Source organism: Dactylosporangium sp. CS-033363, assembly GCF_050942475.1.
Lineage (GTDB): Bacteria > Actinomycetota > Actinomycetes > Mycobacteriales > Micromonosporaceae > Dactylosporangium.
Genome location: NZ_CP192032.1, coordinates 10,951,321 through 10,976,443, shown reverse-complemented (window position 1 = coordinate 10,976,443; position 25,123 = coordinate 10,951,321). Strand labels below are relative to the sequence as shown.

Annotated in this window: 24 protein-coding genes; 14 read left to right on the top strand and 10 right to left on the bottom strand. The window is 72.4% G+C overall.

The window, feature by feature from the left end; all coding sequences use genetic code 11:
- Nucleotides 1-31 precede the first annotated feature (31 nt).
- Genes ACQPZ4_RS50740 through ACQPZ4_RS50730 form a run of 3 tightly spaced genes read left to right on the top strand, consistent with a single transcriptional unit; the run spans nucleotide 32 to nucleotide 2,656 of the window.
- A complete protein-coding gene (locus ACQPZ4_RS50740) occupies nucleotides 32-412 on the top strand; it encodes an ArsR/SmtB family transcription factor (protein ID WP_033359976.1) in 381 nt (126 codons plus the stop codon).
- Nucleotides 316-1,077 carry a class II aldolase/adducin family protein gene (locus ACQPZ4_RS50735; RefSeq protein ID WP_433053969.1) on the top strand — a complete coding sequence of 254 codons (762 nt, stop codon included), beginning with the start codon at nucleotides 316-318 and terminating at the stop codon, nucleotides 1,075-1,077. The genes ACQPZ4_RS50740 and ACQPZ4_RS50735 overlap by 97 nt, the downstream gene beginning before the upstream one ends.
- Before the next feature lie 49 nt (nucleotides 1,078-1,126).
- Entirely contained in the window at nucleotides 1,127-2,656 is a 1,530-nt protein-coding gene (locus ACQPZ4_RS50730; RefSeq protein WP_433053966.1) for a VWA domain-containing protein, read from the top strand.
- Nucleotides 2,657-2,662: 6 nt separating this feature from the next.
- On the opposite strand, the gene ACQPZ4_RS50725 is transcribed toward ACQPZ4_RS50730, so the two are convergent.
- On the bottom strand, nucleotides 2,663-3,460 hold the full coding sequence (locus ACQPZ4_RS50725) for a DedA family protein (protein ID WP_433053963.1): 798 nt from the start codon (nucleotides 3,458-3,460) through the stop codon (nucleotides 2,663-2,665).
- A 46-nt stretch (nucleotides 3,461-3,506) separates the two neighbouring features.
- Here ACQPZ4_RS50725 and amrS point away from each other — a divergent pair, with 46 nt between their 5' ends.
- The 5 genes from amrS to ACQPZ4_RS50700 all read left to right on the top strand — a co-directional run bounded on the left by amrS (nucleotide 3,507) and on the right by ACQPZ4_RS50700 (nucleotide 7,827).
- The gene (gene amrS / locus ACQPZ4_RS50720) at nucleotides 3,507-4,571 is read left to right on the top strand and encodes an AmmeMemoRadiSam system radical SAM enzyme (RefSeq protein WP_433053960.1); all 1,065 of its coding nucleotides are present in this window, start codon (nucleotides 3,507-3,509) and stop codon (nucleotides 4,569-4,571) included.
- Complete coding sequence (amrB, locus tag ACQPZ4_RS50715) at nucleotides 4,568-5,332, top strand: AmmeMemoRadiSam system protein B (protein ID WP_433053957.1); 765 nt, start codon at nucleotides 4,568-4,570, stop codon at nucleotides 5,330-5,332. Before amrS ends, amrB begins: the two co-directional genes overlap by 4 nt.
- A gap of 168 nt (nucleotides 5,333-5,500) precedes the next feature.
- Nucleotides 5,501-6,388, top strand: coding sequence for a phytanoyl-CoA dioxygenase family protein (locus tag ACQPZ4_RS50710; protein WP_433053954.1), 888 nt, complete (start codon nucleotides 5,501-5,503; stop codon nucleotides 6,386-6,388).
- 66 nt (nucleotides 6,389-6,454) lie between these two features.
- A complete protein-coding gene (locus tag ACQPZ4_RS50705) occupies nucleotides 6,455-6,943 on the top strand; it encodes a SigE family RNA polymerase sigma factor (protein WP_433053951.1) in 489 nt (162 codons plus the stop codon).
- The gene (locus tag ACQPZ4_RS50700) at nucleotides 6,943-7,827 is read left to right on the top strand and encodes an LCP family protein (RefSeq protein WP_433053947.1); all 885 of its coding nucleotides are present in this window, start codon (nucleotides 6,943-6,945) and stop codon (nucleotides 7,825-7,827) included. The genes ACQPZ4_RS50705 and ACQPZ4_RS50700 overlap by 1 nt, the downstream gene beginning before the upstream one ends.
- Here ACQPZ4_RS50700 and ACQPZ4_RS50695 read toward each other — a convergent pair.
- The gene (locus ACQPZ4_RS50695; protein WP_433053944.1) at nucleotides 7,824-8,036 is read right to left on the bottom strand and encodes a hypothetical protein; all 213 of its coding nucleotides are present in this window, start codon (nucleotides 8,034-8,036) and stop codon (nucleotides 7,824-7,826) included. The two genes, ACQPZ4_RS50700 and ACQPZ4_RS50695, sit on opposite strands and share 4 nt — an antisense overlap.
- A 238-nt stretch (nucleotides 8,037-8,274) precedes the next feature.
- Here ACQPZ4_RS50695 and fbaA point away from each other — a divergent pair, with 238 nt between their 5' ends.
- Complete coding sequence (gene fbaA / locus ACQPZ4_RS50690) at nucleotides 8,275-9,300, top strand: class II fructose-bisphosphate aldolase (RefSeq protein ID WP_433053941.1); 1,026 nt, start codon at nucleotides 8,275-8,277, stop codon at nucleotides 9,298-9,300.
- Between the two features lie 58 nt (nucleotides 9,301-9,358).
- Here fbaA and ACQPZ4_RS50685 read toward each other — a convergent pair whose 3' ends face one another.
- Together ACQPZ4_RS50685 and ACQPZ4_RS50680 are read right to left on the bottom strand one after the other, a co-directional pair.
- Entirely contained in the window at nucleotides 9,359-10,492 is a 1,134-nt protein-coding gene (locus tag ACQPZ4_RS50685) for a hypothetical protein (RefSeq protein ID WP_433053938.1), read from the bottom strand.
- A 69-nt stretch (nucleotides 10,493-10,561) separates the two neighbouring features.
- Complete coding sequence (locus ACQPZ4_RS50680; protein ID WP_433053935.1) at nucleotides 10,562-11,782, bottom strand: hypothetical protein; 1,221 nt, start codon at nucleotides 11,780-11,782, stop codon at nucleotides 10,562-10,564.
- Between the two features lie 185 nt (nucleotides 11,783-11,967).
- Here ACQPZ4_RS50680 and ACQPZ4_RS50675 point away from each other — a divergent pair, with 185 nt between their 5' ends.
- On the top strand, nucleotides 11,968-12,369 hold the full coding sequence (locus ACQPZ4_RS50675) for a DUF3151 domain-containing protein (RefSeq protein ID WP_433053932.1): 402 nt from the start codon (nucleotides 11,968-11,970) through the stop codon (nucleotides 12,367-12,369).
- Here the strand turns inward: ACQPZ4_RS50675 and ACQPZ4_RS50670 are convergent.
- Both ACQPZ4_RS50670 and ACQPZ4_RS50665 read right to left on the bottom strand, forming a co-directional pair.
- Nucleotides 12,366-14,270 carry a MinD/ParA family ATP-binding protein gene (locus ACQPZ4_RS50670; protein WP_433053929.1) on the bottom strand — a complete coding sequence of 635 codons (1,905 nt, stop codon included), beginning with the start codon at nucleotides 14,268-14,270 and terminating at the stop codon, nucleotides 12,366-12,368. The two genes, ACQPZ4_RS50675 and ACQPZ4_RS50670, sit on opposite strands and share 4 nt — an antisense overlap.
- A 1,372-nt stretch (nucleotides 14,271-15,642) precedes the next feature.
- A complete protein-coding gene (locus ACQPZ4_RS50665; RefSeq protein WP_433053926.1) occupies nucleotides 15,643-16,518 on the bottom strand; it encodes a diacylglycerol/lipid kinase family protein in 876 nt (291 codons plus the stop codon).
- Between the two features lie 83 nt (nucleotides 16,519-16,601).
- On the opposite strand from ACQPZ4_RS50665, the gene ACQPZ4_RS50660 reads away from it, so the two are divergent.
- From ACQPZ4_RS50660 to ACQPZ4_RS50645, 4 genes are read left to right on the top strand one after another with little or no spacing between them, the layout of a single operon-like run.
- On the top strand, nucleotides 16,602-17,888 hold the full coding sequence (locus tag ACQPZ4_RS50660; protein WP_433053923.1) for an adenylosuccinate synthase: 1,287 nt from the start codon (nucleotides 16,602-16,604) through the stop codon (nucleotides 17,886-17,888).
- A 23-nt stretch (nucleotides 17,889-17,911) separates the two neighbouring features.
- Nucleotides 17,912-19,156, top strand: a complete 1,245-nt coding sequence (purD, locus tag ACQPZ4_RS50655; protein ID WP_433053919.1) for a phosphoribosylamine--glycine ligase — start codon at nucleotides 17,912-17,914, stop codon at nucleotides 19,154-19,156.
- Between the two features lie 57 nt (nucleotides 19,157-19,213).
- Complete coding sequence (locus ACQPZ4_RS50650; protein ID WP_433053916.1) at nucleotides 19,214-19,705, top strand: SigE family RNA polymerase sigma factor; 492 nt, start codon at nucleotides 19,214-19,216, stop codon at nucleotides 19,703-19,705.
- The gene (locus ACQPZ4_RS50645; RefSeq protein ID WP_433053913.1) at nucleotides 19,696-20,502 is read left to right on the top strand and encodes a hypothetical protein; all 807 of its coding nucleotides are present in this window, start codon (nucleotides 19,696-19,698) and stop codon (nucleotides 20,500-20,502) included. Before ACQPZ4_RS50650 ends, ACQPZ4_RS50645 begins: the two co-directional genes overlap by 10 nt.
- Here the strand turns inward: ACQPZ4_RS50645 and ACQPZ4_RS50640 are convergent.
- The 4 genes from ACQPZ4_RS50640 to ACQPZ4_RS50625 all read right to left on the bottom strand — a co-directional run bounded on the left by ACQPZ4_RS50640 (nucleotide 20,484) and on the right by ACQPZ4_RS50625 (nucleotide 25,101).
- Entirely contained in the window at nucleotides 20,484-21,767 is a 1,284-nt protein-coding gene (locus ACQPZ4_RS50640; protein WP_433053910.1) for a hemolysin family protein, read from the bottom strand. The two genes, ACQPZ4_RS50645 and ACQPZ4_RS50640, sit on opposite strands and share 19 nt — an antisense overlap.
- 22 nt (nucleotides 21,768-21,789) lie before the next feature.
- Nucleotides 21,790-23,343: an AMP-binding protein gene (locus ACQPZ4_RS50635; RefSeq protein WP_433053907.1), complete on the bottom strand. Its 1,554-nt coding sequence runs from the start codon at nucleotides 23,341-23,343 to the stop codon at nucleotides 21,790-21,792.
- An 82-nt stretch (nucleotides 23,344-23,425) separates the two neighbouring features.
- A complete protein-coding gene (locus ACQPZ4_RS50630; RefSeq protein WP_433053903.1) occupies nucleotides 23,426-24,640 on the bottom strand; it encodes an acyl-CoA dehydrogenase family protein in 1,215 nt (404 codons plus the stop codon).
- 5 nt (nucleotides 24,641-24,645) lie between these two features.
- Complete coding sequence (locus ACQPZ4_RS50625) at nucleotides 24,646-25,101, bottom strand: SCP2 sterol-binding domain-containing protein (protein WP_433053900.1); 456 nt, start codon at nucleotides 25,099-25,101, stop codon at nucleotides 24,646-24,648.
- Nucleotides 25,102-25,123 lie beyond the last annotated feature (22 nt).

Genomic DNA, 25,123 nt, shown 5'->3' with positions numbered 1-25,123 from the left:
ATGCAGGCGGGTCGATGGTGTTGGTGGAAGGATGGAATACGTGGGAACTGCGCTGGCTGAGATGACCCTGCCCCAGATCTCGCCGCTTGCCGGCGAGCCGATTGACCGTGCCGATGCCGAGCGTCTCGCCGGCGTCCTGAAGGCACTTGCCGACCCGGCCCGACTCCGGCTGCTGAGCCTGATCCAGTCGGCCCCGGACGGCGAGGCCTGTGTTTGTGACCTGACGGCCCCGCTCGGGCTCTCGCAGCCGACGGTGAGCCACCACCTGCGAATCCTGACCGAGGCTGGTCTGCTGGAGCGCGAGAAGCGGGGTGTGTGGGCGTTCTACCGCCTCGTGCCCTCCGCCATCGGCACCATCGCCGACCTTCTGACGCCGCCGCGCAAGCGCGCGACCAAGAAGGCGCCTCGCTAGCAGCGTCGGGTAGCGCCTCCGGGCTCTACCCGACCGGAGACCTCCGCGACCAACTCGCCCACGCCGGGCGGGCGGTCGTGCAGGCCGGACTCGTCGTGGGCTCGGGTGGCAACCTTTCCGCCCGGGCGCCAGGCGCCGACGAATGCTGGGTAACCGCGGCCGGGACTTGGCTCGACCGGCTCGACCGTGGTTCATTCGTTCGGATCCGAATCATCGACGGCGCGACCCTTGACAACTCTGCCGGGGTCGCGCCGTCTTCGGAGGTTGCCCTCCATCTGGCGACCTACCGTGCGCGGCCGGACGTGAACGCGGTGGTGCACCTGCACCCGCAGACCGTCCTGCTGCTCGACGCCGTGGGCGCGCCGATCCGCCTGGCCACCACGGACCATGCGTTCTACCTGCGCCGGGTGGCGACGACGCCGTTCGTGCCGCCGGGGCATCCCGACGTCGGGACCCTGGCCGCCGCCGCGTGCGCGGACGGCACCAACTGCGTGATCCTCTCCCGGCACGGCTGCTCCGTCGCGGCCGACTCGGTCGAGCTGGCCCACAAGCGCGCGATGTACCTCGAGGAGGCCGCGCGCCTGACCTACCGCGCGCTGGCACTGGCCATTGCGCTTCCCTCGCTGCCGACCGACTGGCTGGATGATCCACTGGCCACGGCCTGATCTACACTCCTCCTCTCCTGCTGAACCGCAGGTCAAGGGGGTGTGAACGGTGGATGTCCGGCGACGGTCGCTGCGGGTGTCGATCGCGATCGGCGCCGCGCTGGTCCTCATCGCCGGCGCCTTCATCGTGGTACGCGCCGTGCTCGGCGGATCCCGCTCCTGCCTGCGCGTCGTGGTCGCGGCGGCCCCCGAGATCGCGCCGGCCGTGACGTCGGCGGCGACCCGGTTCGCCGCCACCGATCCCGAGGTGCGCGGCACCTGCGTCCAGGTCCAGGTCAAGGCGGTCGAACCGGCCGACGTGGCCGGCTCCCTGATCGCCCGGACCGGCGCCGCGGCCACCCCGTCCCCGGCCGACGCGGACGTGCCCACGGTGTGGATCCCCGACTCGACCGCCTGGCTGACCCGGGTGCGCGGCGCCGACCAGGAGGCCTTCGAGGACCGCGCCGACTCGATCGCCAGCAGCCCGGTGGTGTTCGCGGCGTCGGCGCCGGTGGCCGCCTCGCTGGGCTTCCGCTCGGTGGGCACCGGGCAGGTGGCTTCGCTGCTGGCCAAGGCGCCGATCGGCGCGGTCGACCCGCGGCGCAGCACGGCCGCGCTGGCCGGGGCCGGGCTGATCTACGACGGGCTGGTCACCAAGCCGGACCGGCTGGTGGACATGGTGCGCGCGTACCGGTCTCTGGCGGTCGCTCAGGACACTGCGGCGCTGCTCAAGAACGCCGCCGCCGGGCAGGTGGTGCTGACGAGCGAGCAGCAGGCTCAGGGAGCACTGACCGTACTGCCGCTGGAGCCCCAGGTCTCGCTGGACTATCCGTTCGCGGTGGTCAGCGGGAAGCCCGCGCAGAACCTGGCCGCGGCCGAGCTGTTCCGGGCCGCCCTGACCCCCGAGACGTTCACCGGCCTCGGCTTCCGAACCCCCGGCGAGCAGGCCTTCTCCGCCCAGCGGATCGCCGACGTGCTCGGCTACTGGAACGCGACCACGGCCCCGTCGCGGGTGCTCACGCTGGTCGACGTGACCTCGTCGATGACCAAGCCGATCGCCAAGGGCGGGCCGTCGCGGCTGGAGGTGCTGCGCAAGACCGCCACGGACGGGCTGGGGCTGTTCACCGACGACAGCGAGCTCGGCCTGTGGGCGTACGCGTCCGGCCTCACCGGCGGGCAGGACTACCAGCAGGTGGTGCCGGTGTCGGCGCTCACCGAGGGGCAGCGCGCCCGGCTGACCGGGGCGGTGAAGGCGGCCAAGGCGGCCCCGACCGACGTCTGCGGCCTGTACGACACGGTCCTCGCGGCCTACCGCTCCCTGCAGGACGGCTACCGCGAGGGGCGCTCCAACACCGTCGTGGTCTTCACCGACGGCTCGAACACCAAGGCCGGGATGAGCCTGGAGACCCTGCAGCTGGAGCTGGAGCGGGCCACCGACCCGACCCGCCCGGTCCGCGTCGTCCTGCTCGGCATCGGCCCCGACGTGCACAAGGACGAGCTCGAAGCGATCGCCGCGACGACGGGCGGGCGGGCCTTCGTGGTCCAGGACCCGCAGCAGATCGGCAACATCTTCCTGCAGGCCCTGATCCGGTCGAGCTAGCGCTTTCTAGTCGCGCACGCGGCGGTCGGCCGGCGGGACGATCGGGTAGGCCTGGGTGGGGGCGTTGGCTGGGTCGATGGTGGACATCGGCGCGGTCGGGGCCTCGGCGGCCGACTCGGCGGCCTTGCGGCGCTTCTCGCGCCAGCCGCGGTAGATCTCGATGAAGATCGGCAGGGCGGAGATCAGCACGATCAGGGCGACGGCCGGCAGGAGGTACTTGTCGATCTCGCCGCCGGTCAGGTCGAAGATCTGCTTGGCCAGGGCCCAGCCGATCAGGATGATGCCGTCGGTCCACAGGATGCCGCCGACCACGTTCCAGATGAAGAACTGGCGGGCCGGCATGCCGACGACGCCCGCGACCGGGTTGAGGAACGTGCGCACGATCGGGATGAAGCGGGCCAGCACGACCGCGCGGGCCGGGCCGAACTTGGCGAAGTAGTGCTCGGCCTTCTCGACGTACTCCTTCTTGAAGATCCGCGAGTTGGGCCGGTTGAACATCTGGCGGCCGTAGCGGGCGCCGAGGAAGTGGCCGAGCTGGGCGCCGGCGATGGCGCACAGCGGCGCGCCGATCAGCAGCGAGGTCAGGCTCAGGTGGGTGCCGACCAGCTCGCTGGCGACCGGGGACGCGGCGACGCCGGCCAGGAACAGCAGCGAGTCGCCGGGGAAGAAGAAGCCGACGAGCAGTCCGGTCTCGACGAACATGATGATCCAGACGCCGATCACGCCGAACGTGCTCAGCAGCCCCTCCGCGTCGAGAGGGTTGAAGGCGAGCAGGTCGCCGAACGGGCGCGTCTTCTCTTCCACGGGTCACCAGGGTACGTGAGGGTCATTGCAAAGCTAAGCTCGGTATATGGCGGTGGTCACGACCGCACACTGGCACCGGCTCGACGACGGCCGGGTGCAGTGCGACGTCTGTCCCCGAAACTGCCGTTTGCACGAGGGCCAGCGGGGCTTCTGCTTCGTGCGGCAGCGCGAGGGCGACGAGATCGTGCTCACGACGTACGGGAAATCCTCGGGCTTCTGCGTCGACCCGATCGAGAAGAAGCCGCTGAACCACTTCCTGCCCGGCACCCCGGTGCTCTCGTTCGGCACGGCCGGGTGCAACCTCGGCTGCCGGTTCTGCCAGAACTGGGACATCTCCAAGAGCCGCGAGATCGACACGCTGGGCGCGGCCGCCGGGCCGGAGCAGCTCGCCGCCGAGGCCGAGCGGCTGGGCTGCCGGTCGATCGCGTTCACGTACAACGACCCGGTGATCTTCATGGAGTACGCCATGGACGTCGCCGACGCGTGCCGCGAGCGCGGGATCAAGGCGGTCGCGGTGTCGGCCGGCTACATGAACCCGGCCCCGCGCGAGGAGTTCTACCGGCACATCGACGCCGCGAACATCGACCTCAAGGCGTTCAGCGAGCGGTTCTACGAGAAGATCACGTTCGCCCGGCTCGACTCGGTGCTGGAGACGCTGGAGTACCTGCGCACGACCGACGTCTGGTTCGAGGTGACCACGCTGCTGATCCCCGGTCAGAACGACGGCGACGACGAGCTGCACAAGCAGTGCGACTGGCTGCTGGAGCACCTGGGGCCGGACGTGCCGCTGCACTTCTCCGCGTTCCACCCCGACTTCAAGATGCGCGACGTGCCCGCCACCCCGCCCGCGACCCTGCGCCGGGCGCGGCGGATCGCGCTCGAGACCGGGCTGCGGTTCGTGTACACCGGCAACGTCCACGATCCCGACGGCCAGACGACCCGCTGCCCGGGCTGCGGGGCGGACGCGGTCGTGCGGGACTGGTACGACCTCGTCGCCTACGCCCTCACCGCCGACGGGCGCTGCCAGGCGTGCGGGTATGCCGTGCCCGGCGTCTACGAGGGCCCGGCCGGCGGCTGGGGACGGCGGCGGCTGCCCGTGAGGATCGGGTGAGGCCGCCCGCGGTGGCCGGGAGCTTCTACCCGGCGGACCCGGACGAGCTGCGGTCGACGATCCGGGGACTGCTCGCGGCGGTGCCCGAGGAGACGGCGCCGGAGAGCGCATTCATCGTGCCGCACGCCGGCTACCGCTGGTCCGGTCCAACCGCCGCCCAGGTGTACGGCCGGCTGCGCGGTCGCAGCGCGCAAAGCGTGCTCATCGTCGGGCCGGCGCACCGGGTCCCGCTGTGGGGCGCCGCGGTGCCGACGCAGCCGGCGTGGGCGACCCCGCTCGGCGATGTGACGATCGACACGCAGCTGGCCGCGCGACTCGTGGACCTCGGCCTGGCCGCCGCCGACGACGGGCCGCACGGGCCGGAGCACGCACATGAGGTACAAGTGCCGTTTCTGCAGCTTCTGGGCTTTTCCAAGGTGTTGCCCGTGTGCGTCGGGGCGGCGGAGACGGACGCGGTGGCGGCGTTGATCGAGGCCGCGGCGGGGCCGGAGACGCTGGTGCTGTGCAGCACCGACCTTTCGCACTATCTGACGCAGGAGGCGGCCGAGGCGGCCGACGCGCGCACCGTCGGGGCGATCGAGCGGCTCGACGCGGCCGGGATCGGCGAGCGGGACGCGTGCGGGCGCTACGCGCTGCGGGGCCTCCTCGCGTGGGCCAACGGGCGAGGTCAGGCCGTCCGCGTCCTGCACAAGGCGACCTCCGGCGACGAGGGCGGGCCCCGCGACCGGGTGGTCGGCTATCTCGCCGCGGCCCTGTCCTAGTCACGCTGAGTAGCCGCAAACGGCACACCGACGTCATAACGGTCGATTCCGTTGCACCCGAACCGGCCAAAAGACCCTGACCGATCGGCCGACCTCCAGGGTGGGCCGCTGCGACCGTCTTCCGAAGTGGAGGCGCCGGTGGACGGCGCCGGAACTGGAGAACGGGGCATGTCTGCCACGACGACGGCCGGCCCGGCGGCCGGCACCGGCTGGGTGCCGATGACCGCCGAGCAGCGGGAGCAGTTCGACACAGACGGTTACCTCGTGCTCAAGGGCGTGCTGAGCCCGGACGAGGTGCGCCACTACGCGTCGGTGCTCGACGTCGCGCACGCCACGCACCCGCGCGCGGCGGACGGCTCGCTGCACCTGCTCAGCGCCGTCACGAGCTGCCCGGAGCTGGCCGGCCTGATCGACCACCCGGCGACGTTCCCGCTGGTCTGGTCGATGCTCGGCTGGAATGTGCACATCTACCACTCGCACCTCGACGTGCACCCGACCATCCCGGCGCCGAAGCCGGACTGGTGGCACTGGCACCAGGACGGCGGCCGGCAGAACCGCGAGCTGGAGACCGACCCGCGGCCGCGGCTGTCGGTGAAGCTCGCGTACTGGCTCTCGGACGTCTCCGAGGAGGGCCGGGGCAACCTGACCCTGCTCCCCGGCAGCCACAAGACCAACTGGCTGCCCGGCCCGCCGAAGCGCGACGTGCCGTGGCCGACGCCGCCGGGCGCCACGCAGGTCAAGGTCGACGCGGGCGACGTGGTCTTCTTCGACCGCCGGATCTGGCACGCCCGCTCGGACAACTACTCCGAGCTCACCCGGCGCTGCGTGTTCCTCGGCTACACGTACCGGTGGATCGCGATCCGCGACGAGATCGCCGACCTGCCGAACAAGCCCTGGTGGAACCGGCTGAACCCGGTCCAGCAGCAGTTGCTCGGCGGGGTCGGCGCGGGCGACGGCGACCACCTGTGGGGGCACTACCCGGAGTCGACGCCGCTGTACGTCGCGCTGCGCGACCGCGGCCTGCTCGATCCGTCGTACCCGCCGCTGATTCCGTAAGGCCGCAATGTTCGGCGGTCCTCGATCCGTCATAGGGTCGGGGACCGTACGGGCAGAGGGGTCGGGTTGACGTTCGAGGAGTTCGTCGAGGCGAGGCTGCAGGCGCTGCTGCGCTATGCGGTCATGCTGACCGGCGACCCGCACACGGCGCAGGACCTCGTCCAGGACACGATGATCCGCGCGCAGCTGAAGTGGCGGCGGATCGCGGCGGCCGACCTGCCCGAGCGGTACGTCAAACGCATGATCACCAACGCCTACGTCGACCTGCACCGCGGCTCGTGGCTGCGCCGGGTCGCGCTCAAGGGCGTCGAACTGGACACCGGCGTGCCCGCGCCCGACCACGCCGTGCAGCACGCCGAGCGCGACCAGATGTGGGAGCTGCTGGGCTCACTGCCGCGCCAGCAGCGCGCGGCCGTGGTGCTGCGCTATTACGAGGGGCTCACCGACGGCGAGATCGCCGAGGTGATGCGCTGCCCGGTCGGCACGGTCCGCTCGTGGATCTCCCGGGCCCTGGCCACGCTGCGCGCCGGCATGACCCCGAGCAAGGTGCTGTGATGGACGACCTGCTGCGGGAGACCTTCGCCCGCCACGAGGAACTGGTGCCGGTCGCCCGGCCCGAGTTCGGGGAGTCGATCGCGGCCGGGGCCCGCCGCGTGCGCGCGCTGCGCCGCTGGGTCGTCTCCGGCGCGACGTTCCTGTGCTGCGCGCTCGCGCTGCTGCTGGTGCCGCTCATCGCCACGCCGCACTCGGGCCCGCCGGAGGCCGCCGCGCCCGGCCAGCCGCTCAACCTGCTGATCATCGGCATCGACCGGGGCGTCGGCGAGCCGGCCCGGGTCAACGCCAACGCGATCGTGCTGGTGCACGTGAACCCGGGGGCGCGCACGGCGTACGAGGTGACCCTGCCCCGCGATCTCGCGCTCGGCCTGCCCGGCCTGGGTCCGCAGCGGGCGGACGGGGCGTACTTCGTCGGCGGGTACCGGCTCACGGCCGAGGCGGTGGCGGACCTGACCGGGCTGAAGTTCGACGGCGGGGCGGTCGTCGACATCGCCGGGCTCGAGTCGGTCACCCGGGCCATGGGCGGGGTCGACCTGTGCGCGCCCGAGTGCCGGCGCTACGAGCCGCGGGAGGCGGTCGACCGGCTGCGGCAGTCGATGGGTGCGGGCGACGATCGGCTGCTGCACCAGTACCTCGCCGCGGTCGCGAAGGCCGCCGCCGAGCCGGAGCGCATGCCCGGCCTGCTCACGGCGGGCGCGGAGGCACTGGAGCTGCACCTCGGGCTCACGTCACTGCCGAACTTGGCGGCGCGGATGCAGGGGGTCGACCCGTCCAAGGTGACGGGGATCAAGTTCCCGGCCGGCGGGGACGGCCTGTACGAGGCCATGCGCGATGGGCGGGTCGGCGCTTGGCTGACCGCGCATCCGCAGTACGTCGTGTCTTAGTACTCGTCGTTCAAGTCGACCTCGCGGTCCTGCTCGATCGCGTCGTACTCGTTGGCCTCCCACGGCCGCGCGTGGGGCGTGTACGGCCGGTCCAGCGGGTTCGCCGGCTGGGCCTGCTCGGCCGCGTCCTCGGGCGAGGCCTCCGGGTCGCGCACGTCCGGGTCGAGACGGTCCTCGAGGGTCAGCAGTTCCTCGTCTGGCTGGGTCATCGCCGGGGCTCCCTGTCGCTTGCTGCGGTAGCTCGCTTCCGTCCTTGGCCGTTCTCCACCGTACGACGCCCCGGCCGCCCGTGCCCCCTCGCCCGGTGAATTACCGGCGCAGGTCACCCGGCTACGAGGCATGCTCGGGACTGCGAGATACTCCGTGGCAGGACAGCGCGGTCCGCGTTGGAGCCGCGTTCCGTCCGGCTCCAAACCGCATGATCCCAAGAAGTCAAGGAGCGCCGTCATGCCCATCGCCTCGTCCGATGTCTACGCCGAGATGCTCGACCGCGCCAAGAACGGCGCGTTCGCCTACCCGGCGATCAACGTCTCGTCGTCGCAGACGCTCAACGCGGCGATCCGCGGTTTCGCCGAGGCCGAGAGCGACGGCATCATCCAGGTTTCGACCGGCGGCGCGGAGTACGTCTCCGGCCCGACCGTGAAGGACATGATCACGGGCTCGGTCGCGCTGGCCGCGTTCGCGCACGAGGTCGCCAAGAAGTACTCGGTGAACATCGCGCTGCACACCGACCACTGCCCGAAGGACAAGCTGGACAAGTTCGTCCGCCCGCTGCTGGACATCTCGGCCGAGCGCGTCGCCAAGGGCGAGGAGCCGCTGTTCCAGTCGCACATGTGGGACGGCTCGGCCGTGCCGCTGGGCGAGAACCTCGACATCGCCGAGGAGCTGCTGGCCAAGACCGCGGCGGCCAAGGTCGTCCTCGAGATCGAGGTCGGCGTCGTGGGCGGCGAGGAGGACGGCGTCGTCGGGGCGATCGACGAGAAGCTGTACACCACGGTCGAGGACGGCCTGGCCATGGTCGAGAAGCTCGGCCTGGGCGAGAAGGGCCGCTACATGGCCGCCCTGACCTTCGGCAACGTGCACGGCGTCTACAAGCCGGGCAACGTCAAGCTGCGCCCGGAGATCCTCAAGACGATCCAGGACGCGGTCGGCGCCAAGTATGGCAAGGACAAGCCGCTGTCGCTGGTCTTCCACGGCGGTTCGGGCTCGCTGCTCTCGGAGATCCGCGAGGCCCTCGACTACGGCGTGGTCAAGATGAACATCGACACCGACACGCAGTACGCGTTCACCCGCCCGGTCGCCGCGCACATGTTCAGCAACTACGACGGCGTGCTGAAGGTCGACGGCGAGGTCGGCAACAAGAAGGCGTACGACCCCCGCGCCTGGGGCAAGGCCGGCGAGGCGGGCCTGGCCGCGCGCGTCGTCGAGGCCTGTGAGCACCTGCGCTCGACGGGCACCACGCTCTCCAAGTAGTGCTTTTCATGACAACGGCCCGGCTGGTCTCCCAGCCGGGCCGTTGTGCGTCCGCGCATTACTCGTTCAGGAAGTTGAAGTAGCCGCCCGCGGTGATCGGGCCCATGACCGGCTGGGCACCGGACAGATCCGCGATGGTGACCGGGCAGGTGCCGGCGAACACGCCGGTGCCGAGGCCGTCGGCGTCGTCGCTGACGTCAGGCGTGGTGGCGGTGATGGCGGTGCCCGTCGGGTTGATCGCGGTGACCGTGGCCTGCTTCTTGCAGAAGAAGACGCCCCAGGTCGCCGAGCCGCCGTTGTAGTCGGCCACGGTCTTGTCGGGCAGCGCGCTCGTGGTGAGCACGGTGCTGGTCGCGGCCTTCGTCCGGCCCGAGGAGATGGTCAGCGAGGTGACGGTCGGCAGGGTGACGAGGTTGATCCCGGTGTCGGACCCCGCGAACGTCTTGCTGACCCCGCCCTGGCTGATGGTCAGGCTCGCGTCGTTCGACAGCCCGGCCGCCGTCTTGAACGTCATGTAGTTGCCGTTCGCCGGCGTGCTCGAGGTGGTGGCCGGGATGAGCGTGCCCGTGTTGTCGTAGACCTTGATCTCGGTCGCGGCCTTGCCGCCGAAGGTCACCGCGAGGCCCTGCGCCGAGCGCGGGTCGAACGCGTAGTTGGCGCCGGCCTTCACCCGCACGGTCTGCCCGCCCGCGGTGAGCAGCCGCTGCACCTGGGCGGTCGACGCGAGCAGCGAGCTGTTGTCGTTGATGACCGGCTTGTCGAGCAGTGCGGCGAGGGTCGGCGGCGTGATGAAGTTCAGGCCGCCGGTCTTGCTCAGCGTGTTGCTGCCGGCGAAGAGGATGTCGATGTTGTCGCCGCCGGACGCGGTGGTGGCCGGGCAGCCGCCGGTGGGCGTCTTCACCGCGAGCGTGGTCGCGCTGGTGACGATGTACGTCGGAATGTTCTGACAGTTCGGGTCGGTGCCGAGGTTCACGCCGGTGACCAGCGCCTCGGACAGCGTCTGGCCGGTGACGGTGAGCACCAGCACCTGCTTGGCGGTGTCGGCGGCGAGCTTGCCGCCCACGGGCGTCGTGATCGCGATGGTGCCGGTCAGCGTGGCTCCGTACGCCACGTGGGGCAGGCCACCGACGAGCAGCGCGACGGCGGCGCCCGTGGTCAGGGCTCGTTTTCGCCAGGATCGTTGCTGCGGCATGGGGTTGGGTCCTCTCTACAACTATTGCTGACCCAACGTAACAGCATCATTACTCACAGTAGTGGTATTTCAGGTGGTCAGGAGCTCCGCCGCCTCCGCCACGTCGTCGGTGATGTGCAGCAGCTCGCGCAGGTCGCCGACCGGGGAGGACGCCAGCAGGGGCTCCAGCAGGCCGCGGATCGGCAGCCGCTCGGTCCAGTGCTTGACGTCGAGGAAGACGAACGGGCCGCTCACGCCGTCGGTCGCGTAGAAGGTCTTGGTCGCGGCCTGGAACACCTCCTGCACGGTCCCGGCCATGCCCGGGGCGAACACGATGCCGCCGCGGGCGAGCCGCAGGATGGTGTCCTCGCGGATCGCGTTGGAGAAGTACTTCGCGATCTTCGCGGCGAACAGGTTGGCCGGCTCATGGCCGTAGAGCCAGGTCGGAATGGCCAGGCCGCCGCGCCGGGCCCAGGTGACGGGGTCGACCGAGGCCTGATCGGCGGGCTCGGCCGAGTCGGGCGTGGGCGGGACCGGGCGGCCGTAGCGCTCGCGGATTTCCAGGGCGATCGCGGTGTACGGCTGGTGGTCGTGAAAGTCGGGCGCGCTCGCCAGCGCGTCGATCGCCTCGCGGACGGTCTCCAGCGGGTGCTCGGCCAGGAACGCGCCGAGGTTGGCCGCCTCCATGACGCCGGGGCCGCCACCGGTCACGACCAGGCGGTCGGCGCGGGCGAGGCGCCACGCGAGCTCGGCGGCGTGGCGGTACTCGGCCGCGCCCCGCAGCGCCGCGTGCCCGCCCATGATGCCGATCGCCGCGGCCGGCCCGCGCGCCGCGATCCAGCCCGCGGTCACGTTGGCCAGCGCGTTGTCGATGCCCGAGTCGTGCATGCGCTGGGCCACGGCCTCGCGGATCTCCGGCGTCGCGCCGCCGGTGGCCCGGAAGTGCTTGTAGACGATGGTGTCGAACATGCCCTCGAAGCCGTCGGAGGCGAAGCCGGCCGCCAGGTCCTCGGGCACGTAGAGCTGGGAGGGGTGGGTCGGGTACGGGATGCCGGTGAACTCCGGCACCACCACCGCCCGGCGCATCATCAGGTCGACGACGTGGTCGAGGGCGGCGAAGTGACAGCCGATGAACAGCGAGTCGGCCACGTCCACGGCGGACAGGTCGACGGCGGCGAGGTCCAGACCCTGGACGATCTTGCCGGCAATGGTGCCCTGGCGCAGGTGGAACTGCAGCTCCTCGGGCGATTCGATCTCGTCCGGCGAGTGGTCGTGCAGCGCGACGACGTCCGGCGGTGGCGGGGTTGGCACGGCTCATATCCTGCCAAAGTCCCGCAAAGAGCGATGGCCCGATCTTGAGGATCGAGCCACCGCGAACCGGGTCCTGGGGAGGCTCCGGACTTTCATTTGTAGTACGCCGCGCGGCCACCTGGCACCCCCGTGCGCTCGGAGCGGGCTCAGCCGTTCAGCCAGGCGTGCTCTGATGTAATTGCTGGATGCAGAACCTGCTTCCCGAGCCCGCGCCCACCCTGCTTCCGGCCGAGCCGGACGCCGCCGAGTTGCTGGCCAAGGCCGACTCCGAGGAGGCCGTCAAGGCGGTCGCGGCCCAGTTCCCGTCGTACAGCGCCGCCTGGGCGCGCCTGGCCGAGCTGGCCCTGGCCGCCGGCGAGCCCGTCACCGCGTACGCGTACGCCCGGACCGGCTACCACCGCGGGCTGGACCAGCTGCGCCGCAACGGGTGGCGCGGGGCCGGGCCGGTGCCGTGGGCGCACGAGCCGAACCAGGGCTTCCTGCGGGCACTGCGGGCGCTCGGCCAGGCGGCGGGGGCCATCGGCGAGACCGACGAGGCCGAGCGGTGCGCGACGTTCCTGCGGGACAGCGACCCTTCGCTTGCTTAAAGTCCTTCGGACACCGATGCCGCTACCTTGAGCCAGGCTTCGCGACTTGCGGCGCTCAGCCCGGGGTAGCGGATCGGCTCGCCCGAGTCGATGAAGCGCTCATAGGGCACGATCAGCACCGTTCTGGTACGGGCGGCAAAGTGCTTCGTGATCGCCGGCACGTCCACGTGGCGGCGGCTGGGCGGCATCGATACGACGGTGACCGCCTGGCGCACCAGCCGCTGCCGCCCGTGCTGCTCGAGGTGGTCGAGCATGCGCGAGGCGGTCTCGGCCGAGTCGTTGCGCGCGGACATCGTGACCACGAGCTGATCGGTCGCGTCGATGGCCGCCTGCCAGTTCTCGGCCCGCACGTTGTTGCCGGTGTCGACCACGATGAGCTTGTAGAACCGGCTGACGATGTCCCGGATCTCGCCGAACGCGCTGGACGTGAGCATCTCGCCGGCGGTCGCCGACTCGTCGGACGCGAGCACGTCGAACATGCCCTCGCCCTGCGCCCGCACGTACTGCGAGAGGTCCCCGACCCGCCCCTGCGCGCCCCGGAAGTTGCCCAGGTCGTGCAGCAGATCGCGGACCGTCCGGTTGTGGAAGTCCTGCTGCGCCCGCATGCCGAGGGTGCCCTGGGTCTCGTTGTTGTCCCAGGCCAGCACGTAGCCACCGCGCTTCTGCCCGAACGTCATCGCGAGCAGCAGCACGGCCACGGTCTTCCCGGCGCCGCCCTTGGGGTTGACCACGGTCACCTGCCGCAGCCCACCGAAGTTGCGGCGGACCATTTCGACTTCTTGCCGGTACTCCATCTCGCGCCGCCCGGGAGCGACGTTGACGAGTCCCATGGTGCCTTTGGCGAGCGCACCACGGACGCCGCGCGAGGCGATGGGATCGGCCGGCTTGGCCTGCCGCCGCCGCGCGAACTCCTCGGCCGTGGGCGTCTTGCCGTCATGCCAGTTCTGCGGCATGGGCGGCAACGGCGGCACGTTGGGGTGCTGCCCCTGCTGCTGGGGGTCGGCGTAGCCCAGGGGAGCGCCATAGGGCTGCTGCCCGTACGGCGGCTGCCCATAGATCGGCTGCCCGTCGTGGGGCGGTCCGTAGATCTGCCCCGGCGGCATGTCATTGGGCGGCGCGCCAGGCGGCGGCCCGTAGTTCGGCCCGGGCTGCTGTCCAGGCGGCACGTCGTTGGGCGGCGCTTGGTGGACGCCGGGCGGCAGGTCGTTGGGCGCACCGGGCGGCGGCCCGTAGTTCGGCCCGGGCGGCACGTCGTTCGGCGCGCCGGGCGGCGGCCCGTAGATCGGCCCGGGGTTCCCGCCGGGCGGGTTGTCCTGAGGCGGCCCGAACGGCGGCACGTCGTTGGGCGGCCCTTGATGCGCACCGGGCGGCTGCCCAAACGGCGGCGGACCCTGATGCCCCGCGGGCGGCCCCCCGAACGGCGGCGGCCCTTGGAGGGCACCCGGCGGCGGACCGAGCGGCGGACCCTGATGCGCGCCGGGCGGCATGTCGTTGGGCGCGCCCGGGGGCGCCCCGAACGGCGGCGGTCCCTGGAGGGTGGCCGGCGGCGGGCCTTGGTGGGCGCCGGGCGGCAGGTCGCCGGGTGCGCCGGGGGGTGCCCCGAACGGCGGCGGTCCCTGGAGGGTGGCCGGCGGCGGGCCTTGGTGGGCGCCGGGCGGCAGGTCGCTGGGTGCGCCGGGGGGTGCCCCGAACGGCGGCGGTCCCTGGAGGGTGGCCGGCGGCGGGCCGAACGGCGGGCCCTGGTGCGGCCCGATGGGAGTGCCGGGCGGCGAATCGAAGGGGCGGGCCTGGTGGGGGCCGGGCGGCATCCCGTTGGGCGGACCGAACAGCTGGCCCGGCGGCACGTAGTTGGGCGCGCCCGGAGGCGGCGGCGCGATCGGCCGTCCATCGGGGCCGAGCATGGGCGGACCGACCGGCGGCGGACCGGGAGGGCCGGACATCGGCGGACCTACTGGCGGCGGACCGGGCGGACCGGACATCGGCGGACCGACCGGCGGCGGACCGGGCGGACCGGACATCGGCGGACCGACCGGCGGCGGACCAGGCGGACCGGACATCGGCGGCTGTCCAGGCACGGACCCCGGCGGCATCGGCCACGTTCCCGGCGGCGGCGCACCAGGCGGCCCAGGAATCGGACCAGCGCCAGGCGGACCGGCGTTGGGCGCGCCAGGGAAGGGAGCAGCGCCGGGCGGGCCGGCGTTCGGCGCGCCAGGGAAGGGGCCGGCGCCGGGCGGACCGAAGCCGGGCGGACCAGCGTTCGGCAGGCCGGGGATCGGGCCGGGACCGTGCGGCGGGAAGGCGCCCGGCGGAGTCGAGAACGGCCCCGGCGTGGGCGGACCCGAAACCGCACCGGGCGGCCCAGAGACCGAACCGGCGCCAGAAACCGGAGCGGCGGCACCTGACATGGGGGCGCCTGAGGTAGGACCGGCACCGGACGTGGGAGCGCCCGAGGTGGGAGCGCTCGACGTCGGGCCCGAGTCAGAGGTCGGCGCGCCGGAAACAGGCGCACCGGAGACCGGCGGCCGGGAGACGGGTGGGCCCGAGACCGGACCGGGTGCGCCAGGCCCAGAGACCGGCGCGGGCGGACCGGCGACCGGCCCACCCAGGCGAGGAACGGGCGGGAAAGCCCCGACCCCGACGGCCGGACCACCCGGGCGCGTAACCGGCGGCCCCGAGACCTGACCCGGAGTGCCCGAGCCCGAGACCTGACCCGGCGCCCCCGGACCCGAGGCCGGGCCAGAAGCCGGCGGCCCAGAGACCTGACCCGGCGCGCGCGGACCGGAGACCGGCGGACCGGAAGCCGGAGGGCCAGAGAACGGGGCAGGCGGGCCCGAGACCGGACCCGCTGGCGGCTGACCTGGGATCGGCGGGCCTGAAACCGGGGCGCTGCCGGCAGGGGGCTGGAAGGGACCGCCCACCGGGATGCCGCCCGCGACCGGGATCGCGTTGCCTCCGGTGACCGGGATGGGGCCTGAGCCCGGGACCGGGATGCCCGCCGGTTCGCCCGCCGCCGGGTTGTGCGGCACCGGGCGCCCATGCTGCGGCCCCGCCTCTCCGCCCTCGGCGGACGGGGGTGGGGGCCAGGCCAGCGGGTCGACGGTGCCGGGCGGTTGTGACCAGGGTGAGCCGACGTGGTCGTCCTTGGCCGCGCGTTCAGCCCGCCGTTCGACGCTGTCGTCCGGCGGCCAGACCATGTCGTTCACGATTGGATTCCCTCCCCGCAGTGCCCTACCACCGTATGCGACGAGTTCGACCTGCGACACTTCAGAAAAACTACGGCACGTACACGGCCCAGGCGCCGCGCTCCATCCACCAGGAGCGTTTGTGGGTGAGGGTGCCCTCCACGCCGTCGTCGACGAATGGGACCTCGGCGCGGGGGTGGATGGCCACCGCGCGGCCGTGGGCCCGGCGGACCTGGATCTCGACCCTCGAACGGCGGAAGAGGCCGCGCGACGCCACCGGGACCGCCACCGCCACGTCCAGGATGCCGTCGTCCATCGCGGGGGCGGTGACCAGGGGCAGGCCGTCCACCGTGGCGTAGCGGGAGGCGTTCGCGACCACCGACATCAGGACCGGTTCGGTGCCGTCGGCGAGGACAGCGTCGTCGACCTCGACCCGGGCCAGGTAGGTGGCCGCGGAGCCGGTCGCGTTCACGCCGCCGAGCAGGGCGCCGTCCAGGGTGACCGAGCCGCCGTCGTTGCGCAGGAGGTCCAGGCGCCTCGTCCTGCCGCCCAGCACCGCGGCGGCCACGTCGGCCGGCTTGCGGGGCAGGCCCAGGCGGGTGGCCAGGTCGGTCGCGTCCGGGCCGAGCGGCAGCACGCCGATCGGGGGCAGATCGGGGATGGTGCGGTCGCCGGGCAGGGACTCGGGGCGCTTGCTGGGCGCCGGGGCGTACTTGCGGACCAGGCGGCGCATCACCGCGCGCAGCTGGCCGTCGGCGGCCGTGGCCACGATCAGGCGGGTGTCGGGGAGATCCGCGAAGGCCGCGTCGATCTCCTTGTCGTCGTGCGCGACCACCGTGCGGACCTCGGCACTTGCCGTGCGCAGGGCGTCGCGGCAGGCGAGAATGGGGGTACGGGTGCCGCATGCGCCGCCTTCGCAGTTGCACTGCGAGTCTTCGCCAAGCGTGAGCAGCACGATGTCGACCACCGTTGTAAGCCTGCCTTTCCGAAGGTTGTTAGCCTGGCACCCTGGGCGAACGCGGGTCGCCCGACCTTGGAGGGCGAGCAGACATGCCAGCGATCGTGCTCATCGGCGCACAGTGGGGCGACGAGGGCAAGGGCAAGGTTACCGACATGATTGGCGGCGGCGTCGACTACGTCGTGCGCTACTCCGGCGGCAATAACGCGGGTCACACGGTCGTGACCCCGGACGGACAGAAGTTCGCCCTGCATCTCATGCCTTCCGGCGCCCTGTGGCCGAACGCGGCCATCGTGATCGGCAACGGGGTCGTGGTCGACCCCAAGGTGCTGCTCACGGAGATCGACGGGCTGGCCGAGCGCGGTGTGGACGTGTCGCGGCTCATGATCTCGGGCGACGCGCACCTGATCATGCCGCATCACCGGGCGCTGGATCGGGTGGTGGAGCGGTACCTCGGCTCCTCCCGGATCGGCACCACCGGCCGCGGCATCGGGCCGGCCTACGGCGACAAGGTCGCGCGCATGGGCATCCGCGTGCAGGACCTGCTCGACCCGGGCATCCTGCGCAAGAAGCTCGAGATCGTGCTGCGCGAGCGCAACCAGGTGTTGTTCAAGGTGTACAACCGCAAGGAGATCGACGTCGACGGCGTCGTCGAGGAGTACCTCACCTACGCCGAGCGGATGCGCCCCTACATCGCCGACACGCGCCAGGTCCTGTGGAAGGGGCTCGAGGAGGGCCGCACGGTCCTGCTGGAGGGCGCCCAGGCCACCATGCTCGACATGGACCACGGCACCTATCCGTTCGTGACGTCGTCCAACCCGACCGCGGGCGGCGCCTGCGTCGGCGCGGGCATCCCGCCGACCGCGATCACCCAGGTCATCGGTGTGACGAAGGCGTACACCACCCGGGTCGGCTCCGGCCCGTTCCCGACCGAGCTGTTCGACGAGAACGGCGTGCACCTGCGCAAGATCGGCCGGGAGTACGGCACGACGACCGGCCGCGAGCGCCGCACGGGCTGGTACGACGCGGTCGTCGCGAAGTATTCGACCCGGCTCAACGGCATCACCGACCTGGTCGTCACCAAGCTCGACGTGCTCTCCGGGCTGGAGAAGGTGCCGATCTGCGTGGCGTACGAGGTCGACGGCAAGCGCACCGACGACATGCCGATGACGCAGACCGAGTTCCACCACGCCACCCCGGTGTACGAGGAGCTGCCCGGCTGGTGGGAGGACATCTCCAAGGCGCGCTCGTTCGATGAGCTCCCGGCCAACGCCCGGGCCTACATCGAGCGCATCGAGGAGCTCGCCGGCACGCGGGTGTCCATCGTGGGAGTGGGACCCGGCCGGGACGAAAACGTGGTGCGGCACGCGCTCATCTAGAGCGGCGAGACTAGGCTGTTTCGGTGCGCGTACTCCTGATCGGGACGGGCGGCCGCGAGCACGCGCTCGCCGCCGCCCTCGCCGCCGACCCGGCCGTCACCTCGCTCGTCTGCGCCCCCGGCAACCCGGGCATGGCCGCACTGGGCGAACTGGCCGCCGTCGACCCGCTCGACCCGGCGGCCGTGGCCGCGCTCGCCGTCGAGATCGGGGCGGACCTGGTCGTGGTCGGCCCCGAGGCGCCGCTGGTGGCCGGGGTCGCCGACGCGGTACGCGCAAAGGGCATTCCCTGCTTCGGCCCGTCCCAGGCGGCGGCGCAGCTGGAGGGCTCGAAGGCGTTCGCCAAGGACGTCATGCACGCGGCGGGGGTGCCGACCGCGCGGGCGTTCGTGTGCACGACGCCGCAGGAGCTGGCCGCGGCGCTGGACGAGTTCGGCCCGCCCTACGTGGTCAAGGACGACGGGCTGGCGGCCGGCAAGGGCGTGGTCGTCACCGGGGACCGCGACGCGGCGCTCGCCCACGGGGCGGCCTGCGGGCGCGTGGTGGTCGAGGAGTACCTGGCCGGCCCCGAGGTGTCGCTCTTCGTGGTGACCGACGGCGTGGCGGCGGTACCGCTGCAGCCGGCTCAGGATTTCAAGCGCATCTTCGACGGCGACCAGGGCCCGAACACCGGCGGCATGGGCGCCTATTCGCCGCTGCCGTGGGCCCCGGCGGACCTGGTCGAGCAGGTCATGGCCAGCGTGGTCCAGCCGACCCTGGCCGAGATGCGCAAGCGCGATACGCCGTTCAGCGGCACGCTGTACGTCGGGCTGGCGCTGACGAAGGACGGCCCGAAGGTCATCGAGTTCAACTGCCGCTTCGGCGACCCGGAGACCCAGGCCGTGCTGGCCCGGCTGGAGACCCCGCTCGCCGGGGTGCTGCACGCCGCGGCCGTCGGCCGGCTCGCCGAGGACCCGCCGCTGGCCTGGCGCTCGGGCGCGGCCGTCACCGTGGTCATGGCGAGCGCGGGCTACCCGGAGTCGTCCCACAGCGGCGACGTCATCACCGGCGCCGAGGTGGCCGGGGTGCTGCACTCGGGCACCGCCCGCCGCGAGGACGGCGCGCTGGTCACGGCCGGCGGCCGGGTGCTGACCGCCACCGCGCTGGGCGCCGACCTGGCCGGGGCGCGCGACGCGGCGTACGCGATCGTGCGCGGGATCGCCTTCGAGGGCGCGCAGTACCGCACCGACATCGCCCTCGCCGCGATCGACGGAACTATTCAGCTCCCCTAGGCAACCCCGGCGGTCGATGCCTCCGTTTCCTGCACGTACCCATCAGGGAGGAAACGGATGACGCCGGAGCAGTCCTACCGCGAGTACGTCGCCGGCAACCTCGAGCGCCTGCGCCGCACCGCGTTCCTGTTGTGCGGCGACTGGCACACCGCCGACGACCTCGCCTCGACGGTGCTGGTGAAGCTCTACCGGCACTGGCGGCGCGTCGCGCGCTTCGACAACCTCGACGCGTACGTCCGCCGCATGCTCATGCGCGCCTGGCTCGACGAGCGGCGAAGGCCCTGGCGGCGGGAGGCGGCGACCGAGACGCTCCCCGAGTCCGCGGCGCCCGGCCCCGACGCCGACCGCCGCCTCGCCGTGCTCTCCCTCCTGGGCACGCTGCCCCCGCGCCGCCGGGCCGTGCTGGTCCTGCGGTACTTCTGCGACCTCTCCGTCGAGGAGACGGCGGAGGCCATGGGGTGCAGCGAGGGGACCGTGAAGAGCCAGACGGCCCGCGCGCTGGAGTCGCTGCGGGCCGACCTCAGCGAGGGAGAAGCGTCATGGATCTGAAGCAGGCGATGCAGGAGGCCACCGACAGCCCGCCGCCCACGGGCATCGACGTCGACCGGTTGATCGCCGGGGAACGCCGCCGCGGTACGAGCATGCGGCTGGCCGGTTTCGCGGCCGTGGTGACCGTGCTCGCGTTCGCGGCGACCCTGCTCCCGCGGTACTTCGGCGAGAGCCTGGCCCCACCGCCCGTGGTGGCCGCCTCGGGCGACCGCACGCCCGCACCGCCGACCCCGATGACGACCCCGAGGACGGACTTCCCGACCATCCCGGGCCTCCCGTCCGGGATGGCGGGCTCGATCAAGGAGGCGTGCGCGCAGACGCCGTCGCCGGGCCTGGCCCCGCCGCTGCACCCGGTGACCGAGCAGTGCGACCGGGCGACGGGCCGGCTGGCCGCCACCTACGGCTTCCAGATCGAGGAGATGGTCACCGGCGTCGTGGGCGGGGTGGCGCTGCGGTTCGTGCGCGACCCCGCCGTGTCGGTGGGCTACTACTCGGGCCGGGACTACGACCGGGACGGCCACCGGTTCACGGTTACCGTCCGGGTCAGCGCGAGCCCGGGCGACCAGGCGCAGTGGGCGGCCGGGCACCCATGCGCGGCCGGGTGCAGCGAGCGGACCGTCGGCGGCACCACCCTCCACATCACCGACGGACCCGTGATCACGGCCTACCGCTCCGACGGCACCGAGATCACCCTCACCTTCGCGGCCAAGGACGGCGGCGGCGTGCCGATCACCGAGGAGCAGGCGGTCACGCTGGTCACGGTGCCGGAGCTGACGCTCTACCCGACCGTCTCCTGAACCGCGGTGCGCTGGGCCGTCACCGCGGTGATGGCCCGGCCCCGCACCTGCGAGACGGTGAACCGCCAGTCCTGGACGGTCACCGTCTCGCCCGGTGCGGTCGGCAGCTTGCCCAGCCGGGCCAGCACCAGCCCGGCCACCGTGGTGAACGGCGCGTCCGGGGCGATCTCCAGCGCGATGCGGACGTCCTCGAGGTCGTGGATCGGGAAGGTGCCCGGCAGCAGCACGCTGCCGTCGGCGTTGCGGCGCACGGGCGAGCCGGAGTCGGGCCCGGGCAGCGCGCCGACCACCTCGGACACGGCGTCGGTCAGCGTCACGATGCCGTCGATCGCCCCGCGCTCGTCGACGACCAGCGCGAGCTCCTGCCGCTCGGCCTTGAAGCGCTGCAGGGCGTCGGCGACCGGCAGCGACTCGGGCAGCAGCAGCGCCGGGCGCATGACGTCGCGGACCGTGGCGCCGTCCTCCGCGCGGATCAGGTCGGCCCAGTGCACGATGCCCGTGGCGCTGTCCAGGTCGCCGTTCTCGATGACCGGAGCGCGGGCGTGGCCGGACGCGGCCAGTTCGCCGGCCGCCTGCGCCGCGGGAGTCGCGGCCTGAAGAGCGAAGACCATTGGCCTTGGTACCAGTACAGCCCGCAGACTCCGCGCCGCGATCTCGACCGCGCCGGAAATGATCTCGCGCTGCTGGCGGGTGAAGGTGGGCTGGGACGCGACCAGGTCGCGCAGCTCCTCCGGGCCGATCTCGTCCTGCCGGCGGCGCGGGTCGGCCCCGGCCGCGCGGACCACGAGGTCGCTGGCCGAGCCGAGCACCCAGATGACCGGGCGCAGCAGCGTGGAGAGCACCTGCAGCGGCCGGGCCACGGTCATCGCCCAGCCCTCGGCGCGCTGCATGGCGATGCGCTTCGGGGCGAGCTCGCCGATCACGAGGGTGACGAAGGTGAGGGCCAGGGTGACCAGCACGATGGCGACGGGGCCGGCGGCGCCGCCGAGGAAGCTCAGCAGCGGCTCCACCGGCTCGGCCAGCGACACCGCGGCGGTGGCCGAGGCGAGGAAGCCGGCCAGCGTGATGCCGATCTGAATGGTGGACAGGAAGCGGTTCGGGTCACGGGCCAGGCGGGCCAGCGCGCGGCCGGCGCCGTCGCGGCGCTCGAGCTTGCGCAGCTGACCCTCGCGCAGCGAGATGAGGGCCATCTCGCTTCCCGCGAACGCGGCATTGAGCAGAGTCAGGAGAAGGACCAGGGCCAGTTCGAACCAGACGTTGTCCATTGGACGATCAACGATAACGGCCCTAGCTGGGAAAAAGCTGACGGCGAACGATCTTGCCGGTGGCGTTGCGGGGCAGCGCGGGCACGAAGTACACGTCCCGCGGGACCGAGAACCGGGCCAGCCGGTGCCGCACGTACTCGCGCACCGCGTCGGCGTCGACCGCCTCACCCGGGTGCAGCGCGATCCAGGCGGCCAGCCGCTGCCCGAACTCCGGGTCCGGCACGCCGGCCACCGCCACCTCGCGGACCTGCGGCAGCTCAGCGATGACGTCCTCGACCGAGGCGGGGTAGACGTTCTCGCCGCCGGAGATGACCATGTCGTCCTCGCGGCCGTCGACGAAGAGCAGCCCGTCGGCGTCGAGGTGGCCCAGGTCGCCGGTGCCGATCAGGTCGCCGTGGTACTCGCGGCCGGTGCCGTTGGTGTAGCCCTCGAACAGCATGTCGTTGCCGACGAAGATCCGCCCGACGGCGCCGGTCGGCTGCGGGGCGCCGGCGGAGGACAGGATCGCCACCCGGGTGCCGTGCGGCGGGCGGCCGGCGGTGCCCGGGGCGGCGCGCAGCTCGGCCGGGATCGCGATCGAGGCCCAGGACGCCTCGGTCGAGCCGTACAGGTTGTAGAGCACGTCCCCGAAGGCGTCCATGAACCTGGTGGCCAGCGGGCCGGTCAGCGCCGAGCCGCTCACCGCCACGACCTTGAGCGACGGCGCCCGGCCGGCGTCGGGCGCTTCGAGGATCCGCTGCAGCATCACCGGTACCGCGAACAGCGACGTGCATCCCTGCGCGTTCACCGAGGCCAGGGCGGCCGCGGGGGCGAAGCGGCGGTTCAGCACGACCGTCCCGCGCAGCGCCAGGCAGAGCTGCAGCGCGGCCAGCCCCCAGGTGTGAAACAGCGGCGCGGCCACGAACATCCGCTCGCCGGCGTTGAGCGGGATGCGGGACACGACGGTGGCCAGCGGGCCGAGGCCGGACGGGTTGCGCCGCCGGGCCCCCTTCGGCGCCCCGGTCGTGCCGCTGGTGAGCACGACGATCGAGCCGGGCTGCTCCGGCGGGGCGAGCTCGTCGGCCGGCGCCCGGCCGATCAGCTCCTCGAGCCGCTCGGTCGACTGGCGGGGCAGGCCGGGCGGCACCGCGGCGAGCATGCCCAGGAACGTCTCGTCGTGCAGGAGCAGCTGCAGGCCCTGGTCGTGGGCGACCGCCTCGACCTGCGCGTTGCCCAGGCCGGTGTTGACCAGCACGGCCTGCGCGCCGAGGGCGACGATCGCCATCATCGACTCGATCATCGTGGCGGAGTTCTCGCACAGCAGCCCGACCCGGTCGCCCGGCCGCACCCCGAGCTCGACGCGCAGGCCGTTGGCGAGGCGGCGGACCCGCAGGTCGAGCTCGCCGTACGTGACCGCGCGGTGCTCGTCGACGATCGCCTGGCGGCCCGGGTCGCGGGCGGCGGCGGAGCGCATCTCGCCGTACAGGCCGAAGCCCCACCGGCGCAGCGCGTTGAGCTGGCGGACCACCCGGCCGGGGGCGCCGGGGTGCAGGACCTTGCGTCGGGCGAGCGTGCGCAGCACGAATCCGGCATCCATGGCGGCGACACTCCTCGTTCTGATCATCGACCCAAGAGGGATAAATTCGGACACTATCCCTCTTGGCCGACAAATGGCGAGATCAGCGGACGTAGATTCCGGAGATCGCGCGGGAGATCACCAGGCGCTGGATCTCGCTGGTGCCCTCGAAGATGGTGTAGATCTTGGCGTCCCGGAACCAGCGCTCGACCGGGTGCTCGCGCAGGAAGCCCGCGCCGCCGAGAATCTGGACCGCCCGCTCGGTGACCGCGACGGCCACCTCGCCCGCCTTGAGCTTGCTCATCGAGCCCTCGCCGGCCTCGAACACGCGGTTGTTGCGGCCCATCCACGCGGCCCGCCACACCAGCAGCCGGGCGGCGTCGATCTCCATGCGCATGTCGGCCAGGGCGAACGCGATCGCCTGGTTCTCGACGATCGGGCGGCCGAACTGCACGCGGTTCTTGGCGTACTCGAGCGCGTACTCGTACGCCGCCCGCGCCACCCCGAGCGCCTGCGCGCCGACGGCCGGGCGGGACAGCTCGAACGTGCGCATCGCCGCCTGGCCCTGGGCCTTGCGTCCCTCGCGGGCCCGCGCCAGCCGCTCCAGCAGCGCCTCGCGGCCGCCGAGCACCAGCTCGCCGGGGACCCGGACGTCGTCGAGGAACACGTCGGCGGTGTGCGAGGCGCGCAGGCCGAGCTTCTTGAGCTTCTTCGTGCCGTTGAGCCCGGGGGTGCCGGGCGGCACGATGAACGCGGCCTGGCCCCGCGAGCCCAGCTCGGGCTCGACGCTCGCCGTCACGACGTGCACGTTGGCGATGCCGCCGTTGGTCGCGTACGCCTTCTGGCCGCTGATCACCCACTCGTCCGCGGCCTCGTCGTAGCGCGCGCGGGTGCGCATCGAGCCGACGTCGGAGCCGGCCTCGGGCTCGGTGGTGCAGAACGCGGCCACCTTGGGGTCGGCGGCGTCGCCGAAGCACTGGGGGACCCACTCGACCATCTGGTCCGGGGTACCGCTGCCATAGATCGCGGCCACCGCCAGGCTGGTGCCGAAGATGGCCATGCCGATGCCGGCGTCGCCCCAGAACAGTTCCTCGTTGGCGAGGCAGAGCGACAGCCCGGACGGGTCGGACCAGGCGTTGGCCAGGAACTCGAAGCCGTACAGGCCGATCTTCGCCGCTTCCTGGATCACCGGCCAGGGGGTCTCCTCGCGGGCGTCCCACTCCGCGGCGGCCGGGCGCACGACGTCGGCCGCGAAGCCGTGCACCCAGTCGCGGAGATCCCGCTGGTCCTCGTTGAGGTCGAGCGAGAACTCGGGCATGGCGGTCAGGCCTTGGGGATGTCGAAGAGGTTCGCGATGTTGGCGGCCAGGCCGAGGTCGCCCTTGGCCTTGAGCTTGCCGGTCATGAACATCATCATGGGGTTGCCGACGCCGGAGACGACCTTCAGGAAGTCGACCGGGCCGACGGTGATCGCGAGCTTCGGCTCCTGGTCGGGGCTCGGCGACAGCGCGCAGGTGCCGTTGGCGATGACCAGCTCGTAGGAGTCGGCGCCGCCGTCCGGGGCGCCGGTGATGTTCCAGTGGATGATCGCGTTGGTCGAGCCCGCGCGGTCGGCCCGGAACAGCTCGGGGAACCGGGAGAAGATCGTGTCCAGGATCGTCTTGCGCTGCGGGCTGCTCATGATGTCGGCCAGCTGCGAGTCCGGCGCGTTCTTGACCAGCTGCGCGAACTGCTTCGGGTCGACGTTGTTGAAGTCGCCCAGGGCGTCGAGATCGGACATGGTTTGTGGCCCTCCATCGAAT